This is a genomic window from Bradyrhizobium sp. LTSP857, from assembly GCF_000938285.1.
Taxonomy (GTDB): domain Bacteria; phylum Pseudomonadota; class Alphaproteobacteria; order Rhizobiales; family Xanthobacteraceae; genus Bradyrhizobium.
Genome location: NZ_JYMS01000033.1, coordinates 1 through 17,496, shown reverse-complemented (window position 1 = coordinate 17,496; position 17,496 = coordinate 1). Strand labels below are relative to the sequence as shown.

10 protein-coding genes and 3 pseudogenes are annotated in these 17,496 nt (G+C 59.9%); 7 read left to right on the top strand and 6 right to left on the bottom strand.

The window, feature by feature from the left end; all coding sequences use genetic code 11:
* A partial coding sequence (locus UP06_RS22370) for a DUF4082 domain-containing protein (protein ID WP_045005822.1) occupies window positions 1-1,593 on the top strand: 1,593 nt, incomplete at its 5' end.
* A gap of 5 nt (window positions 1,594-1,598) precedes the next feature.
* Window positions 1,599-2,867 (top strand): GTP-binding protein, encoded by a 1,269-nt coding sequence (locus tag UP06_RS22365; protein ID WP_063778868.1) that lies wholly within the window; start codon window positions 1,599-1,601, stop codon window positions 2,865-2,867.
* Between the two features lie 940 nt (window positions 2,868-3,807).
* Here the strand turns inward: UP06_RS22365 and UP06_RS41590 are convergent.
* Entirely contained in the window at window positions 3,808-3,957 is a 150-nt protein-coding gene (locus UP06_RS41590; RefSeq protein WP_197087348.1) for a hypothetical protein, read from the bottom strand.
* 3,673 nt (window positions 3,958-7,630) lie between these two features.
* Between UP06_RS41590 and UP06_RS22360 the strand changes: the two genes are divergently transcribed.
* Window positions 7,631-8,248, top strand: a complete 618-nt coding sequence (locus UP06_RS22360; protein ID WP_045005818.1) for a LabA-like NYN domain-containing protein — start codon at window positions 7,631-7,633, stop codon at window positions 8,246-8,248.
* A gap of 6 nt (window positions 8,249-8,254) precedes the next feature.
* On the opposite strand, the gene UP06_RS40115 is transcribed toward UP06_RS22360, so the two are convergent.
* The 5 genes and pseudogenes from UP06_RS40115 to UP06_RS22335 all read right to left on the bottom strand — a co-directional run bounded on the left by UP06_RS40115 (window position 8,255) and on the right by UP06_RS22335 (window position 14,119).
* Window positions 8,255-9,203 (bottom strand): IS630 family transposase gene (locus tag UP06_RS40115; RefSeq protein WP_156163132.1). Its coding sequence is split into 2 segments (ribosomal slippage): window positions 8,255-8,866 and window positions 8,868-9,203, totalling 948 coding nucleotides; the frame shifts between segments, so codons are not numbered across the junction.
* A gap of 278 nt (window positions 9,204-9,481) precedes the next feature.
* Window positions 9,482-9,688 (bottom strand): hypothetical protein, encoded by a 207-nt coding sequence (locus UP06_RS22350; RefSeq protein ID WP_045005816.1) that lies wholly within the window; start codon window positions 9,686-9,688, stop codon window positions 9,482-9,484.
* Between the two features lie 952 nt (window positions 9,689-10,640).
* Window positions 10,641-10,856 (bottom strand): annotated as a pseudogene (locus UP06_RS22345) (transposase); the annotation flags it as partial.
* A gap of 79 nt (window positions 10,857-10,935) precedes the next feature.
* Window positions 10,936-11,638 (bottom strand): annotated as a pseudogene (locus UP06_RS22340) (ABC transporter substrate-binding protein).
* Between the two features lie 300 nt (window positions 11,639-11,938).
* Window positions 11,939-14,119: an Ig-like domain-containing protein gene (locus UP06_RS22335; protein WP_197087343.1), complete on the bottom strand. Its 2,181-nt coding sequence runs from the start codon at window positions 14,117-14,119 to the stop codon at window positions 11,939-11,941.
* A gap of 652 nt (window positions 14,120-14,771) precedes the next feature.
* On the opposite strand from UP06_RS22335, the pseudogene UP06_RS40105 reads away from it, so the two are divergent.
* The 4 genes and pseudogenes from UP06_RS40105 to tnpC all read left to right on the top strand — a co-directional run.
* A pseudogene (locus UP06_RS40105) lies at window positions 14,772-14,993 on the top strand (AbrB family transcriptional regulator); the annotation flags it as partial.
* A 77-nt stretch (window positions 14,994-15,070) separates the two neighbouring features.
* Window positions 15,071-15,529 carry an IS66-like element accessory protein TnpA gene (tnpA, locus tag UP06_RS22330; RefSeq protein WP_045005335.1) on the top strand — a complete coding sequence of 153 codons (459 nt, stop codon included), beginning with the start codon at window positions 15,071-15,073 and terminating at the stop codon, window positions 15,527-15,529.
* Window positions 15,526-15,882, top strand: coding sequence for an IS66 family insertion sequence element accessory protein TnpB (gene tnpB / locus UP06_RS22325; protein WP_045004130.1), 357 nt, complete (start codon window positions 15,526-15,528; stop codon window positions 15,880-15,882). The genes tnpA and tnpB overlap by 4 nt, the downstream gene beginning before the upstream one ends.
* 122 nt (window positions 15,883-16,004) lie before the next feature.
* Window positions 16,005-17,483, top strand: a complete 1,479-nt coding sequence (gene tnpC, locus UP06_RS22320) for an IS66 family transposase (protein ID WP_045004267.1) — start codon at window positions 16,005-16,007, stop codon at window positions 17,481-17,483.
* Window positions 17,484-17,496: the final 13 nt, after the last annotated feature.

The following is a 17,496-nucleotide window of genomic DNA, read 5'->3' as shown; positions in this document are numbered from 1 at the left end:
GGCGTGAAGTTCACCTCTTCGACGGCGGGACAGGTGACAGCGCTGAAATTCTATCGCTCGGCCAACGACAACGGACCCGACGTACTCGACCTCTGGAACGCGACAGGCACAAAGCTCGCCAGCGTCACCTTCACCAACACCAGCGCCAGCGGCTGGCAGACGATGGCCCTGGCGACGCCGGTCACGATCTCGGCCAACACGACCTATGTCGCCTCCTACCACACCATGGGCGCCTATGTGATAACCGCAAATTACTTCACCGGCGCGGTCACGAGCGGCCCGCTCTCGGCGATCGCGGCCTCCAACGGCGTCTATGCCTATGGCGGGACCAGCACGGCCGGCGTGTTTCCTTCGAGCTCATATAACGCGAGCAATTATTGGGCGGATATTGCGTTCACGCCAGTCGGCGGATCGAACACCGCGCCGACAGCAGTCGCGGACACGGGCAGCGCCACGGAGAAGGGTGGCATCGCCAATGGCATTGCCGGATCCGCGGCCACCGGCAACGTGCTCACCAACGACACCGATCCCGACACCGGCGACACCAAGACCGTCACCGCGGTCAGTTTTGGAGTCACCGCGGGCGCGCTCGGCACGTCGCTGACCGGCGCGCATGGCGGACTCGTCCTCAACGCCGACGGCACCTACACCTATACGATCAACGAGACCGACGCTGCGGTCCAGGCGCTGCGGCTCCCCACCGACACGCTGACCGACACGTTCAATTACACGATGAGTGACACCGCCGGCGCCAATTCCTCGACGACGTTGACCGTCACCCTCCACGGCGCCAACGACGCGCCGGTGCTGGCGGCCCAGACGTCGGCGCAATCGGCCGTCATCGGCCAGGCCTATTCCTTGACCCTGCCGACCGGGACCTTCACCGATGTCGACAGCGGCGACAGCCTGACCTATGTCGCGACCAACTCGACAGGCGCGGCGCTGCCGACCTGGCTCAGCTTCAACGCCACGACGCGCGTCTTCACCGGAACGCCGGCCGCTGCCGATGCCGGCACCGTCGCCGTCAAGCTCACCGCGACCGACGCAGGCGGCCTCTCCGCCAGCGAAAACTTCAACCTGACCGTCTCGACCACGGCGTCCCAGAATTTCAGCCTGTTCAGCGCATCGACGCCGGCGACGGCACCGACGTCCTTCAATGACGGTCAGCCGCTGGAATTGGGCGTGAAGTTCACCTCTTCGACGGCGGGACAGGTAACGGCGCTGAAATTCTATCGCTCGGCCAACGACAACGGACCCGACGTGCTCGACCTCTGGAGCGCGACGGGCACGAAGCTTGCCAGCGCGACCTTCACCAACACCAGCGCCAGCGGCTGGCAGACGGTGGCCCTGGCGACGCCGGTCGCGCTCGCGGCCAACACGACCTATGTCGCCTCCTATCACACCACCGGCGCCTATGTGGGGACCGGCAATTACTTCACCAGCGCGGTCACGAGCGGCCCGGTCACGGCGCCCTCTGCCGCCAACGGCGTCTATGCCTATGGCGGGACCAGCACGGAGGGTCTGTTCCCGACGAGCAGCTTCAATTCCACCAACTATTGGGCTGATCTGGTTTTCCAACCGAATGCAGCTTGAAAGTCATGATCGAAACGGCCGACCGAAGGTTGCCCGTGACCGTTCTTACGGGCTTCCTCGGCGCAGGCAAGACGACGCTTCTCAATCACATCCTGACCAATCGGGAAGGTCTGCGCGTCGCTGTCATCGTCAATGACATGAGCGAGGTGAATATCGACGCCGACCTCGTGCGCAACGGCGACGCGAGACTTTCCCGTTCGACCGAACAACTCGTCGAAATGACGAATGGCTGTATCTGCTGCACGCTCCGGGACGACCTGCTTGCCGAGGTCCGGCGGCTGGCGGCGGAAAACCGTTTCGACTATCTCGTGATCGAGAGCACCGGCATCGGCGAGCCGCTGCCGATCGCGGCGACCTTCTCTTTTCGCGACGCCGAGGGTTTCTCCCTGTCAGACGTCGCGCGCCTCGACGCCCTCGTGACCGTCGTCGACGCCACAAGTCTGGCTAATCATTTCCAAGGTCGAAATCTTCTGACGGACCATGGCGAGCGCAGGGATGAGGCCGACCGGCGCACGCTGGTCGATCTTCTTGTCGAACAAATCGAATTCGCCGACATCGTCGTCGTCAACAAGGTGTCGGATGCGCGCGAGGTGGAGAGCGCCAAGGCGCGATCCATCGTCGCCGCGCTGAACCGGGACGCCGTGATGATCGAAACGGACTATGGACGAGCGCCCCTGAGCGCGATTCTGGATCGCGGTTTGTATGACCCGGCCAAGGCGGCGCTGCACCCCTTTTGGCGCCGGGAACTGGATCAGGTCGAGGCCCATATGCCGGAGACGGAGGCCTATGGCATCGCCTCGTTCGTCTATCGTGCGCGCCGGCCTTTCCATCCGGGGAAGTTTCTTGACTTCCTGGGCAGGCCCTGGCCGGGAATTCTGCGCGTAAAAGGCTATTTCTGGCTCGCAACGCGGCCTGACTGGGCGGGAATGCTCTCGGTCGCGGGGATTCAGCGACGATGCGAGCCCAGCGGATTATGGTGGGCTTCGGTCCCGCGCGAAAAATGGCCGAGCGATGGAAACTTCCTTGCGTCCGTCGACAGCCGGTGGGACGCCGTTTGCGGTGATCGCCGGCAGGAGTTGGTCTTCATCGGAAGGGATTACGACGACACGGCGCTGCGGACCATGCTGGACGAATGCTTGTTCGACCTGCCGGCAACGGGGCCCGCAACTGCCGCGAAGCTCGCCGATCCATTTCCTGATTGGGGACTTCCGACGCTCCCCTGGTGGGGGACGGATTCGCAGCCGAGGGCTGAGCGCGAAAAACTCCACCGCTGACGGCTCAAAAGCGGAGAGGCAAGAGCGGAAACGGATCGGAGAACATCAACTTGGACATCGACGAGCCCCGGCCGTGAGCGCGCATTCAACCCGAGGTCATGCGACTGCGATACGGAGCGGTCAATAGGAGCTGAAAAAGGACTTCACGACACTAGACGATATCAAGCGAATGAGGGGGCTATGCCGCGTCCAAGCAAAGGAGCCCGGCTTAAGCGAAAAGCGCGATACGCCGATGGAGAACTCGTCCACCAGGCGGTCTGGATCATCAAGGATGGCGACCGCCATATCGCCACAGGATGCGTTGCGAGCCCGTCTGAAAAAAAGCCGCCAGCAGAAGCACAGCAAGCCAGGGAGCAAGCTCACTCCCCCTGAGAGAGTGACTTCCAGTTCCAGAATTAACCGGCGACGCGCGCATCAAGCTTAATTTCGGGAATGAGATGCTTCTATCGGAAGCCGCCGCTACGTTGCAACATGAGGAAACGCAACCACCAGAAAAAACAGACGAAGGTACAGCTTTTCGATCCAGAGCTTCATGCTCAATATGCCGAGATCCTCCGATTGCGGGAGCAAATCAAGCAGGCAATCAGGAAGCGCAAGAAGCAGCCCCGACCGCGCCCATGAAAGGGAGCGGTGCGGTGTCCCTGAAGGACCGGATGCGAGTGGACGCAACTCGCATCGGCCGCTATCAATCACCACCATGCTACGCAGAAGAGTATCGAACTCAGCGGGTTAATTTCGCGGACGCAGAGCAGCGCTCCGAAGCATATTCGAAGATCAATCCGATGGGCCGGGTGCTTTTGCGGTTGAAGAAGTCGCCAAAAGCCCGTTCGAGCCTATAAGCACAATAAAACCCAGATTTAATTTAAATGGAACAAATTTTAATAAAGGCTGTATTATCTAGCAGATCAAGCGGGAGTTTGGCTCCATGCACGACGAAGAACTAGCTCTTCAAGCCGTCAGCGATGCGTAGCGTATTTTGGAAGAATACCTGAAGCCGCAACCGCGTAGTAACGAGCGCGCCCTTCTCGACCAGTTGGTGGAAGTTCTGGAACGGCCAGACCTTCTTGTGGCAGTCGGGCGGATGCCTCATCGTTAGCGTCCCGAGCCAACCTCAACCATTTCTCGGCGAGGGCGAGCCAAGCTTCTTCATCTGCACTCTTGCGTGCATTGGCCGCGCGATTTCGGGATTCCCCCGCGAAGGTATTTCGCTATTTCTCGCCCATGCCGACCATACATACGGGAATGGCAAAAGTTTCCCGCCGCTGACCGCAAGATGTCTCAGAACGCGACCGCGGTTTATGAGCAATTCCTGCAGGCTGCTCTTTTTGGCACTTCCAGCAAGTGGGTGCAGCGATGACAGAGGTTGCAGTTGCCGCGTTCGCCTTCCTGGGCATCGCGATCCTTCTGGCTCAGCCTTCGCGCACCGGAAAACATCTCAGGCCGCGCGGGCGTTACGCCGCACGGCCTCAGGTGGCCCTGTCCTACCCCGCAGCCGGTTTCCGGAGCCTACGTGGATTGTATTTCATCTCGGGCCGCCAAGCCGCGTGCGGACGTCTTCCCGAATTAACAAACTAGAGAATTTGGCCTCATTCTGGACCCATTCGTGGCAAATTGCTGAGATTGCCAATGTGGGGACTGGCAAATGCCGAAAGCAATTGTGTTTGGAGTGCTTGGCGTAGTTGCAGTCTGTGCGATTGCCGCTGGAGGCCAGAGGTCGGATCCAACCGCGGAGTCGGATGCGCCCCCGCAGTTCGTTGCGCCGCCGGCGGCTGCGACCACGAACAAATCTGACAGGCTGCAAACTATCGTGGAGAGAGGCGTCGAGCTGCCCAAGCAAATAACAGAGGTCAGCTTCGTAGCTGTGCAGCAAGAGCCTCAACCGGCTCCTCCGATCAGCCATCCGAGACAATCCCCGGAATTCGTTCCTCGTCACTGGCATGATCCGTATGCTTCGAAGGCTGAAGCTCAAAAGCGCGCAAGTGTAGCAAAGAAACCCGTCAAGCGGTCCACCGAAAAAGTTCAGGCGAGTGTTGCGAAGGAATGCCCTACCGATGGGTTTGCGCCGTTCCTTAGGAAGCTCAGGTTGGCTGCTAATTGCGATACCTAGAGCAGCAGCAGCGATTTCGGGCAAAGCCGCAAGTTGCTGGCCGCGTGACACGCCGATCTGGAAGCTCGAGAGTATCGGCTTGAGTCGGACTCTTTCGGCGATTCCTAGCGTCTAGCATTCGAGAAAAAACGCCCGGTTGACCGGCAAGCTGTGCTTGCGGCGCGCGATCGTTCTGATGTCGCCCCCCGCGAAGCCAGTGAGACTCCAGCCGATGTTTCACGCGCGTTGCGAACTATCGCTATTGCCTGCAGAAGTCGACTCACGTCCTCATTCTGCTCGTCGCGCGAATTGCTACCGTGGAGGGGGTTATAGTGCATGGCGAAGCCGGTTGCATGCTTTGTTGCCAAGCTCGGGGGCTTGAGGCCGTTTTCCCTGTTGCCCAGGGTTGCGAGCTGAAGCTCTATAAATGCGCCAGCTGCGGCAGCACTCTCTGGCTGGTTACCCGAGTGAGCAAGCGGCAAACGGAAAGTCGCTCTCGCGGTGCGCAATTCACGACCATCGACGCAGTGTTGAAGGGTCTCAATCGTGCGACAGTTACTCCAAAGCTGAAGGGCCCGACCTTCTAGGCGCGTTGGGCACGCACTCTTAAAGTCTCAACTGTCTGGTGAGCCGCCATCCGCTGCCAGTCACGCTTCGTCCTCAGTCGGGTTTCGGAGATCGAGCCGCGGTTGATCTGTCGGAAGTGCGGACAACGCGGCGCCGAAGTCAGGCCCGATTTCGATCGGGCAAGCCGCAAATTGCTACGATGGGGTATCGGAGCACAAGATAGCAGCTGCTGGATCGTGCGGCCACGCTCGAAGCAGCCAAGCCGTTCTCGCTGATCGAGAGACTTCCGCTCTCGGATACGCAAAAGTTTGAGCGTCCTGCACCGTGAAACGGTGTGCGCCGCGACGCTTCAGGAACGTATTGCGTCAATCGTGTGGGCGATCAGGATTGCGACACTAACTCCGATGACGATGACTAACAACCAGATGATCACATTCGTCTCCATCCGCGTCATGGAGTGAACGCGCTCAAGCGCGCACAGTCAAAAACAACCAACCAGAAACCTTAATCCGGCGTCGGGCTGAGGATTTACGGCAACGGTTGCGGCCGTTGTCGGCCCTATTGGCGGAATGCCAGGAGGAGGAGAGCGCCAACAACGCACGCCGCGAGTAAAAGTAACAAAATACTCACGACACCCCGAACTCGTTAGGGATTTGCGTCGAAACCTAGACCATTCGGACGGCAACTTGAAGTTACCGACAGCCCGGTCGAGATCAAGACGCCGTCCGGACCGATATGGCTCTCAATGCCGAAGAGCATCGCTGACGGTCGGCCGTCGCGAAGAACCAACGGGGGTCTCGTCCTGCTAAACCGGAAAAAATGTCACTTCGCGAATGTTCCTTTACGGAACAAGAGCTTTCGCAACTCGACGAAATATTGCTGAACCAGGATCGATGCCTCAATCGGACCACCGGGGCAGGATGTTTATATCCCTTATCAGTTTCACCCGGGCCCACGTCTGCTCACGTATCTTTTTAGACTGGCTGGAATTAGCTGTTAGAAGAGCCGTCCGGCGGGCGGCCCTTTTTTCTAACCCCCGCTCTTCATGATCGCCACTGTATCAAAATGCATTTTGCCAAGGCTGACTTGAACAGCACGACGGTGAAAAGATCCGTGCGGTCCCACCGCAGCTCGAGGACACCTTCTCACCGGCGTAGCTCCCGCGGAGACGAGAGAACTCTGTTTCGAACGCGCTTGGCCGCCACGGCTCCCACAATTCGATGAACAGCAGCCCGCGGCGACATTCCGTGAGCCGCTTCTCCCCCCAACGTCGAGCGGCATGGGAAGCTGCGGCGCGGGGTTGATGCGCACCTCGGTACCCACGCCTAGTCCCACGATTGATTGCGACCCAATGTCCATCACAACCAGACAGTACCCGCGCCCGCAGACGGTCTTGATGCCGTTGTCACCGAGCACTTTGCGCAGGCCAGCGATGTGAAACCTGAGAGCGCTGCTGTCGACAGAAATAACCTGGCCAAACCCGAGCAACGAGTTCGTTCTTATCGATTACTTGGCCTTGTCCCGTCCGAGAGACTTCGTGAAGCGCGCGTCTATGTCCTGCTGCCACTGTCGCAGAAAGTCGCTGGTTTCTGACAGAGCTGGTCGTGGCAAATCCTACAAGGTTTGTTCGCCAAGGGCGGCTTGAATGCAGCCCAGCAGATCGTTTCGCCCATGCGGCTCGCCAGATCTTTCCGCGAGCGTGTTTCAGTGCCGCAATCCCAAGTCCCCAAGTCAGGCGCGCTTAACTCAGCAGTTCGTGCGTCTCCGGTACGGCGCGGTGAGCAGCAATAAAAAAGTAGCGCGCGCAGCCATATACTGTGCCGCTGGTCGGCTGCGCTCCATACCTTGCAAGACAACCTCACCCGCTTCGCCAGAAACACACCAATGCCAAGCGCGACCGCGCCGCGTGATCGAACTATCAAACAGAGGAAATTCCACGTCGCTCATGGGACGCAAACTCCAAAACGACCACCTAAAATAGCCACAATATTCAACAAATCTCATAAGATAACCTTCTTGGGTGGCGCGAAGTTCCTCCCGACTCTTCGGTCGCTTTGAAGCTTAAAGTATTTTTGGTCGTCTTTATTCGGCTTCAGAAAGCCCGCAAGTTATGTCATCCGCTCCAACCAACAGGATCGCGCTTTTTATCGATGGCGCCAATCTTTACGCGACGGCGAAAGCCCTCGGCTTTGACATTGATTACAAGCGCCTACTGAAGGAATTTCAGAGCTGCGGGGAGCTATTTCGGGCGTTCTACTACACCGCAGTCATCGAGGATCAGGAGTTTTCCTCGATCCGTCCGCTGCTCGATTGGTTGGACTACAACGGCTTCACGGTCGTCACCAAGGCGACTAAAGAGTTTGTCGATGCCTCCGGCCGCCGCAAGATCAAGGGCAATATGGATATCGAGCTTGCCGTGGACGCCATGGAGCTTGCCGAGCACATCAACGAGATGGTGCTGTTTTCGGGCGATGGCGACTTCCGATCCCTGGTCGAAGCCGTGCAGCGTCGCGGCGTGCGAGTGACGGTGATCTCCACCATCGCCAGCCAGCCGCCGATGATCGCCGACGAGCTGCGCCGCCAGGCCGACGTCTTCACCGATCTCGTCGAGTTGCAGTCCAAGCTTGGCCGCGATCCGTCCGAGCGCTCTGCCCCGCGTGATCGCGAAGCGCGTGGACAGATGCCGAAGTTCTTGCAAGAGCCGAACGGGAACAACCCTCACGACTAGAGCGTTTCATTTTTTGATAGAAGCGTATCCGGCATTAGCAAAGTAGTTGGTGCATTCGGCTGGCATAACGCCTCTGACGAGGTGACCGATGTGGTCGCAGGCGTCGTCGATCGTGCGTTTCTGTGCGATGCGCATCCAATGTTTGATTTTGGCAAAGACCTGCTCGATCGGGTTCAGGTCGGGTGAGTACGGCGGCAGGTACCACAGCCTAGCGCCGGCTTTGCGGATCATCTGACGGACTGTCGGCGACTTGTGGCTACCGAGATTATCCATGATGACGATGTCGCCCGGTTTGAGCACTTTGACGAGTTGCTGTTCGACATAGGCGCGGAAGCTTTCGCCGTTGATCGGTCCGTCGAACACGCAAGGCGCAGTGAGCTGGTCACAGCGTAGGGCACCGAGGAAGGTCAGGGTTCGCCAGTGACCGTGCGGCGCAAAGCCGCGCAGCCGCTCGCCCTTGGCTCCCCAGCCGCGTAGCGGTGCCATGTTGGTCTTGATCCAGGTCTCGTCGATGAACACCAGGCGGTTTGGATCGAGGCGATCCTGCAAGCTGCGCCAGCGCTGCCGCCGCCACACGACATCGGCGCGGCCTTGTTCAAGGGCGAACAGAGTTTTTTTTGAAGCTGAGACCTTCGCGTCGCAGAAAGGTCCACACCGCGTGGTGCGAGACTTTTACGCCTCGCGCGGCAAGTTCGTCCTTCAGCCCGTGCAGCGTTAAATGTGGCATCTGACTGATCCGCTCCACGATGAATGCTCGATGCGGCGCCAGAACTGGCTTGCGGTGTCCCCCCATCTTGCCCGGCGCGACCGAACCTGTTGCGCGATAGCGCTGCCTCCACTTCACGACCGACGACACCGCAACATCGAACCGGGCCGCCACGGCATGGCAACTCTCGCCGGATTCCACCGCCTTCACGGCTCGTTCACGAAGATCATTCGAAAGAGGTCGGACCATCCGATGCTGGCCTCCGATCCAGCCAGCATCTTGAATCACAAACCGCCGCCCGACGGAATCCCTTTCGATTCAATTAATCAATGATCCGCTCTAGGTCGTTAAGGCGGTGTCAGCTCGATGAATTCGCGCTGACTGAGTTCAATAAAACAACATCACCGACATCCACGCCGCCAGCGACGCGCAGAGACCAACTCCTAGATAAGGCAATGCAAGGCGCATCGGGTTTCCCCTCCGAGACGCGAAATATGCCTTAGCTTCGCACGTCTACCGTCAGACCGCTACGAATCTGAAGTTGTGCCGCGGCCGACGCCGGGCGGTGACTTGCCGGTGCACTCGGAAGCCGGCGTATCCACGGCACTGGTTCGCTGCTTGTGAACTTGCTCCTCAACGTACAAGAGCACCATGCGCCGCGTTTCCGGGTCGATCAGCTTCTGGAACGCCCTGATCAACCGCAGCATCTGAAGATCTTCAATGCCCTTCGCCATGGCAAAACCTCATTGAAAAATTGACTAGCTCAATCAGGAAATTATGCAGCGGTTCTGCCGATCGAGGAACGTGGAACTTCGTCGAAGGTTAAGGTCTGCCGGCCATCGCCTCCGATGCCGGCGGAGCGGCCCCGGTCCACCTGCCCCATAACCCCCAACCGGGGCCGTCTCTCCGGCGAGAGTTACTTCCACGACGTGGATCGCGCATGGGACGGTCCGCGCGCCTGCCCTTGTGTCGGCGCGGACGCGCCCTGCCCGGCTGCCCGGCCGGGGCAGATGCCACGCTGTCAATCGGCGTTGGACTGGGACCCCCGATCGGCATCCAAAGGGGGCTCTGACTCACTTTTTATGCAGTTTGGAGGATCTCTGGCGCTTTGATTAGAGGAGAATCAGCGCCATGCAGCAGGCACTCCAGCGCTCCAATCTGATGCCGAGTGGGTTTGTTGTAGAGTGCGTACTTCGAAGGTGATAAGGTCGTTATTGCGGTCCGGGCGTCGGGAAGCGTTGGTCTGTGTCCATCGTGCGGAACGGTTTCCCGACGTGTCCATAGCCGGTATCGGCGACGCGTGACCGATCTGCCGCTCTCGGGGCGGATCGTCCAGCTCCTGGTAATCGCCCGCCGCTTCCGCTGCGATGCCGTCCGATGCGGGCGCCAAATCTTCACCGAGCGCTTCGCCGAAGGGGTAGTAGCGCCATCGGCGCGACGGACGGCAAGGCTGGACTCCATCGTCCATCACCCCGGTCTAGCGCTTGGCGGTCGACCGGCAGCAGGCTTTACAAAGCGGCTAATGCTGCCGGTGAGCAAAGATACGCTTCTTAGGGTAGTTCGGCGCCGTAGCCGTCCCCTGATTGAAGCTGATCGTCTCGGACTCGGACGTCGCCGGGTAAAGCGCCACCGGGCAGGTGACTAGTGACAGGCGAAGGAAGCCTTTCCAGTTGGCTCGGGGGGCTAGCCGTAGATGTAAAGCTTAAGGAGTACCGAGGGATGGTACGATGGCCGACCAGTCGCCGCAGGCTCAATTCCATCGAAACTCATCTCGGCCAAATCAAGCGTATCGACGAACACATCGATCACCCGAACCGGATTGCTCTCGTCAATGAAATCATCGAGGCATACGGGCAACTGCGTCCATTGCCCACGATCCGCCTCTTCAACGAAGCGCCTCATCGATTCCTCCCGCAGAATCACGAGAGAATTATAAAGGGCACGGCGTTTTCACACAGCCAGGATCAGAAGCAGAAGTCGGTTACCCTATTACCTCGTCGGCGCGGCCCAGCAGCGTTGGCGGCATGGCGAGCACAAGGATCTTTGCTGTCTTTAAGTTGACTGCAAGTTCAAATCGGGTTGGCTGCTCTACCGGGAGGTCTCTTGGCTTAGCTCCTTTGAGGATTTTAGCAACGTATCCGGCAGATCGGCGGTACATTTTAGGAAAACTGGGACCATAGGATATTAGACCGCCATCGCGGGTGTAGGCTACTGCTTCCCAAATCGAAGGCAACCGATATTGGGACCATAGGTCGATTAACCGCTTGCGGTTGAAGTTGATAAACGGTGACGCTAATCCTGCGACGCCATTCACGTTTTGCTGCAAAGCCTCGGCGAATATATCAGCAAGCTTGTCAACATCGGTTACCTTATCAACCAATATTTCGAGCCCTAGCCCGCTCGCGCTCGATTTCGCTTGTTCCAAGCCAATGGTCGAGCCCATGGTCGGGTCATGTAACAGCATGACTTTTGTGATACTTGGCACACCCTCCTTCAAGATTTGTAATCGCTTTGGAAGGGCTGGTGACATTTCCGCCAGGCCGCGCCAGACTTTGTACAAATCCATCGCTGATCGGATCGCTCAGAATGGCGAACACAATCGGCGAACTAACTTTGGCCTCAAGCAATGCTCGTAGCGGCTGCCGCCCAGCTGTGACAATTACACTGCGATTTCGTTTTTGCACTGTCACCGTAATCTGTGGGAACGGACGACGTTCCAGTCAACGCGACCGAGCGCATTGTTCGCCCCTCGTGAGCGCGACAGCGTCGTCCTTGCCCAGCTCCACCGCGAGGCGCGCCAATCGAACACCTTGCTTTGTATTCCCGCTGCCGCGGCCTCGCCTTCGTAACTCTCGCCCGCGGGACCCGGAACAGTCAGCCAAGTCGAACCGAGCTATTGCTGCGGCGTCGCCACGGCGCCGCTTGCCGGCAGCAACACCACCGCCGGCTAGCTGGCTTTTGGCGCTCGCTGAGCAGCTCGTCCCTTACGCGAAGTGGAAGTCGTGGCTGTTCAGCTTGTCGAGCTGCGTGTTCTTCAGCGTGAGGGCGTCGCTCCCCGTCGCGATGACAACGTCGCCGCCTGACTGGGCCGCGTGGGAGAGAACGCTCGCAAAGGTGTCGAACACGCCCTTGCTGAACTGAACCGTGTCGTGAGCCGGTCCGCGGGCAGCGAAGTCCTTGATGACGTCCTGGCCGAAGTTCGACGCGAACACGAAGGTATCAGCACCCGCCTTGCCGACCATGACGTCGTTGCCCGAGGTGCTGGTCAGCGTATTGCTGCGGCCCGTGCCGATGATCGCCTCGCCCGAGCTGGTCCCGACCACGTGGCCCGTGGTGTCGACCTGCTCCGCGGCAAAGGCGTGGGACTTGCCCGACAGGTCGGAGGTCTGGAAGCTCCACTTGCCGTCGGCACCCGTCGTAACCGAACCGACCGAGGTCGTACTGTCCGACAGCTTGATCTGGCTGTTGGGATCGGCAGTGCCCTTGATCGTTGCGGTGTGATCCCAATGCTGACGCACATTGGTGACTTCCACCGTCGAGGTGCCGTTGGCGCCGTGCGAGCCGATCGGGGGGTCGATCGGCTGCGACAAGATGCTGGTGTTGCCGGCAGCGTCGGTGGCTGTCGCAGTGAAGGTGTGGGACCCGTGCTTGAGATTCGAGGTCGTCACGCTCCAGTCGCCGTCACTTGCGACGGTCGCCGTGCCAAGCAGGGTCGTGCCCTCATAAAGCTTGATCGAGCTCCCCGCCTCCGCCGTTCCGGACACCGTTGCGCGGTTATGCGTGGTCGGATCGCTCAACAGAACCGGAGCATGCGGAGCAGCAGTATCCACCGTGACATCCAGCGCAGTCGATGCCTTGCTGGTGACGCCAGAGGCCGTGTCCGTTGCAGTGAAGCTGTGCTTGCCGTCGGCCAGCGCAGCAGTCGCGTAGTGCCATGCTCCGCTGGCGTCCGCCGTGACGACGCCGAGCTGGGTCTTGCCGTCGAACACCTTGACCGTGCTGTTGGCAGCGGCAGTCCCCGCCAGGGTCAGTGTCTTGTCGCTGGTGATGTGGTCACCGGCGACACCGCTGTCGGTCGAGAAAGAGGCGATCTTCGGCGCGGCAGGCGCAGTGGTGCCCGTGCCCGAACCGGTGGAGCCCGAGGTTCCCGAGCCGATGACCGGATGTATGGCCGTCGACGCAGCACTGACGTTGCCCGCAACGTCGGTCGCCTTCGCCGTCAGCGCGTGCGAACCGGACGACAGGGCGGACGTCGTGACGCTCCACGCGCCGCTCGAGTTGGTCGTCGCGGTGCCGACCTGCGTCGTTCCGTCGAACACCTTGATCGCGCTGTTCGCTTCAGCAGTCCCCGACATCACGACCTGATGGGCAGTGTTGACGGTATCGCTCGCGATCGTCGGTGCAGCCGGTGCCTTGGTGTCGACGGTGACGGTCACCGCAGCCGACGCCACGCTGGTCTTGCCCGACGAGTTGGTCGCAGTCGCCGTCAGCGCGTGCTTTGCGTCACTCAGGACCTGGGTGATGTAGTCCCAGCTGCCGCTCGAAGTCGCAGTCGTCGACCCGATCTGCGTCGAGCCGTCATAGACCTTGATGGTGCTGCCTGCGACAGCGGTCCCGTGCAGGCTGACCTTGCTGGCGTCGGTGATGCCGTCGCCGGTCTTGCCCGTATCGGGTGACCAGGATGAGATGGTCGGCGTTGCCGGGATAGTGGGCGTTGAGGGTGGCGTTGTCGGAGACGTCTGCCATCCCGTGCCGAGCTCGTCGTTGTTTGACAGGACGGGCGTGTTGCCTTTGAAGTAATAGTAACCCCACTTGCCCTCACCAAGTTCGTTGTTGGTGAATTGGACGCCGGAAATCTTGTCGGTGCTGCTGAAACTGCCGTCGGAGTAAAGGGTGTAGCCGCCCCCCGCAAGATAGTTGCCGTCCACCTGAATGTTGGAGACCGGACCGAAGTCATTATTGATCATCACGGCCGAGACCCAGCTGTTCTCGTTGATGACGGTGTTGTGCCGAATAACGACGTCAGAAACGCCGCCGTCGATCTCGATGCCATCGTAGTGCGGACCACCCAATGACGTGCCGAGACGCACGTTCGGCGCATTCATGTCGTGGATATAATTGTCCTGGATAAGGCTCGAGCCGGTGGCAATAATGCCATTCTCCACGTTATGGATATCGTTGCGCAGGAATGTGCCGGAACCGACAATGCCGTTCGCGCCATCTTGACTGCTTCCAACGTTTAGAATCTCGCTATCCTTGACGACAGTTCCTGTGATGCCTTGCTTGATCCAGATGCCTGTCCAATCGGTAGACGTTATGCGGCTGTTTTGAATCGTGACGTTATCGGCCATGACCCAAATCGTGCCTTTGACATCGAGAGCGTTGATGACGGTGCCTGGCTGAGTGACAGTCACGTCGCCCGACGCAGTCAGGATAACGCCATGAGGAAGACCGGTGCTATTCGCGTCTGGAAATCCAGCAATTGCCATGTTTGTCCATCCCTGAGCAATGCACGCGCAAACTAGATTTTACGCGCAGACCATTTGATACTTCGCGGCTCAGTCCAACTTTGATCTGGTTCTTAGCCGCCCCATTAGGAACGTGGTTTCGAATTCGCACGCGCCTTTTTTGAGACGATTTATTGACCCGAGCATGGAGATTTATGTCGCGCAGCCGCAATTCCCTGCCGTCGCCCAAATTGATATTTATCGCCGAATTGGAAATTAATGATCGGGATTAAATTTCGATGGAGCGTGTTCTTTAAAAGACGGAGCGTGTTATTAAAAAATGGGAGGCGAACGACCGATTGGTTTCGGATTGGCCTTCGCTCTCGTCGAAGCTTTCGATATCGATCCTTTGACAGCCTAACTTGCCACCAGCCCGGGCGGGGCAGACTCGGTCGCAATTATTGCGGCATCCACCACTGTCGATGTCGGGTTTGTTATGGCGCAGCAGGTCGCTCGTTTTATGCTCGTCCTTATCATTGGCCTGGCTTTGTCTCGAGTCGTTGCGGATCGGGTAGCTAAGAATGTTCCGTAAGCGCTGTTCAGCGGCCACCTACCGGATGATGGGGTGATCTGCGAGTCTGCGGTTCGATTTGGACCGTTAGGCTTAGAATGGACACAGTGCATACTGCTATCACGGAGCCGGTACGGCGGCTTGAGGTCTTCACCGGCGCCGGCCGTCGGCGGAAGTGGAGCGACGAGGACAAGGCGCGGATCGTCGCGGAGATTGTGGCGAGCGGCGACTCGGTCTGTTCGGTAGCCCGACGGCATGGATTGTCACCGCAGCAGTTGTTTGGCTGGCGACGTCAGTTGCGAGAGGCAGCAGGCGGTCATTCCGAAATAGAAGAAGTGCAGTTTGTGCCGGCGGTGGTGGATGTCGCAGTGCCGGCGCCTGCTCTTGGCCGGGAGCGCAAAGTGGCGCGCTGCAAACCCAAACCGGATGTCCGAACTTGCCGTTGCGATGCCGGGATCATCGAGATCGAAGTCGACGGCATCACGATCCGGGCCGGTCGTGGTGCGGACACGGCAATGATTGCGTCGATCGTCCAGGCGCTGAAGGCGAGCCGGTGATCGGTCCGTCGGGTGCGGTCCGGGTGATGGTGGCGACCAAACCGGTGGACTTCCGCAAGGGGATGGAAGGGCTTGCGACCCTGGTGCGCGAGAGCATGGGGGCTGACCCATTCTCGGGAGCTGTCTATGTGTTCCGTGCCAAGCGGGCGGATCGGATCAAGCTGGTGTTCTGGGACGGAACGGGTCTGTGCCTGTTCGCCAAACGGCTTGAGGATGGGATCTTCCGCTGGCCGAAGATCGAGGACGGCGTGATGCGTCTGTCGGCGGCGCAATTGTCGGCGCTGTTGGAAGGGCTCGACTGGCGGCGTGTCCACGAGGTACGGGAGACGCCAGCGCCAACGCAAGCCGGATAGTTGTTGGCAGCGCTGCGGCGAAGTGAATCAGGGGCATCGAGCGCGTCGCCAGATGGCGGCGAATATGCTCTGAATTGCGTGTGAGCGACGCCCTGCCTGACGATCCCGAGACGCTGAAAGCGATGCTGCTTGCCGAGCGGTGCGAGAGCGAACGGCTGCGTCAGATCATCAAGGAATTGCAGCGGCATCGGTTCGGCCGGCGGGCAGAGACCTTGCCTGAAGATCAGATGCTGCTGGGCCTGGAAGATGTCGAGCAGGTCGCAGCGTACAGCGAGACGGCGCAGGACGTCAGCGCACCTGAAAGCCGTGAGGCTCGGGCTCGCAAGCGCCGGATCAACCGTGGCGCCTTGCCAGCGCACTTGCGGCGGATCGAGGTCGTCGTCGATATCGACAATAAGATCTGCTCCTGTTGCCAGGGCGAGTTGCACCGGATCGGCGAGGATAGAAGTGAGCGGCTGGACCTGGTCCCGGCGCAGTTCCGGATCCTCGTCACCCGGCGTCCCAAATACGCCTGCCGGGCTTGCGAGGACGGTGTCATGCAGGCGCCGGCCCCGGCCCGGCTGATCGAGGGTGGTCTGCCGACCGAGGCCACCGTCGCCCAGGTCCTGGTCTCCAAATATGCCGATCACCTGCCACTCTACCGGCAGGCGCAGATTTACGCCCGCCAGGGCATTGAGCTTGATCGTTCGACGCTGGCGGACTGGGTGGGACAGGCAGCCTTCCATCTGCGCCCGTTGCATGAGCGGCTCCTTGGCAAGCTCAGGCAGCGGCCAAAGCTGTTCGCCGACGAGACGACGATGCCGGTGCTCGATCCCGGCCGCGGGCGCACCAAGACCGGTCAGCTCTGGGCCTATGCGGCGGACGACCGGCCATGGGGCGGTGCCGATCCGCCGGGCGTCGCCTATGTCTATGCGCCCGACCGCAAGGCCGACCGACCGATCGCTCATCTGGCAGGCTTCAAGGGGATCCTGCAGGTCGACGGCTATGCCGGCTATGGCAGGCTCGCCGAGCGTGGCAACGTTCAGCTTGCATTCTGCTGGTCGCACATGCGGCGTAACTTCTACGAACTTGCCACCCCCGGTCCTGCGCCTATTGCGAGCGAGGCGCTCAAGCATATCGCCGAGTTCTATGCCATCGAGAAGGACATCCGCGGCCGCAGCGCCGAGGAACGTCGTCTCGTTCGACAACAGAAAAGCCGGCCGCTGGCGGAAGCCTTCGAGCTGTGGCTCCGCGCAAAGCTCGCGTTGATCAGCCAAAAGGGCAAGCTGGCAGACGCCATCCGTTATGCGCTCTCACGCTGGGATGGCCTGACGGGCTTCATCGATGATGGCCGTATCGAGCTCGACAATAACGCCGTCGAGCGCTCGATCCGTCCGATCACGTTGAACCGTAAAAATGCGCTGTTCGCAGGCTCCGACGGCGGTGCCGAGCACTGGGCCACCATCGCCTCCCTGGTCGAAACCTGTAAGCTGAACGACCTCGATCCGCTTGCCTACCTGACCGACGTCCTCACCAGGATCGTCAATGGTCATCCGAATAGCGAGATCGATCAGTTGCTTCCGTGGGCCTATTGCCGTCACGACCTCAGAGCTGTGGCCTGAAAACAGCGCTTAC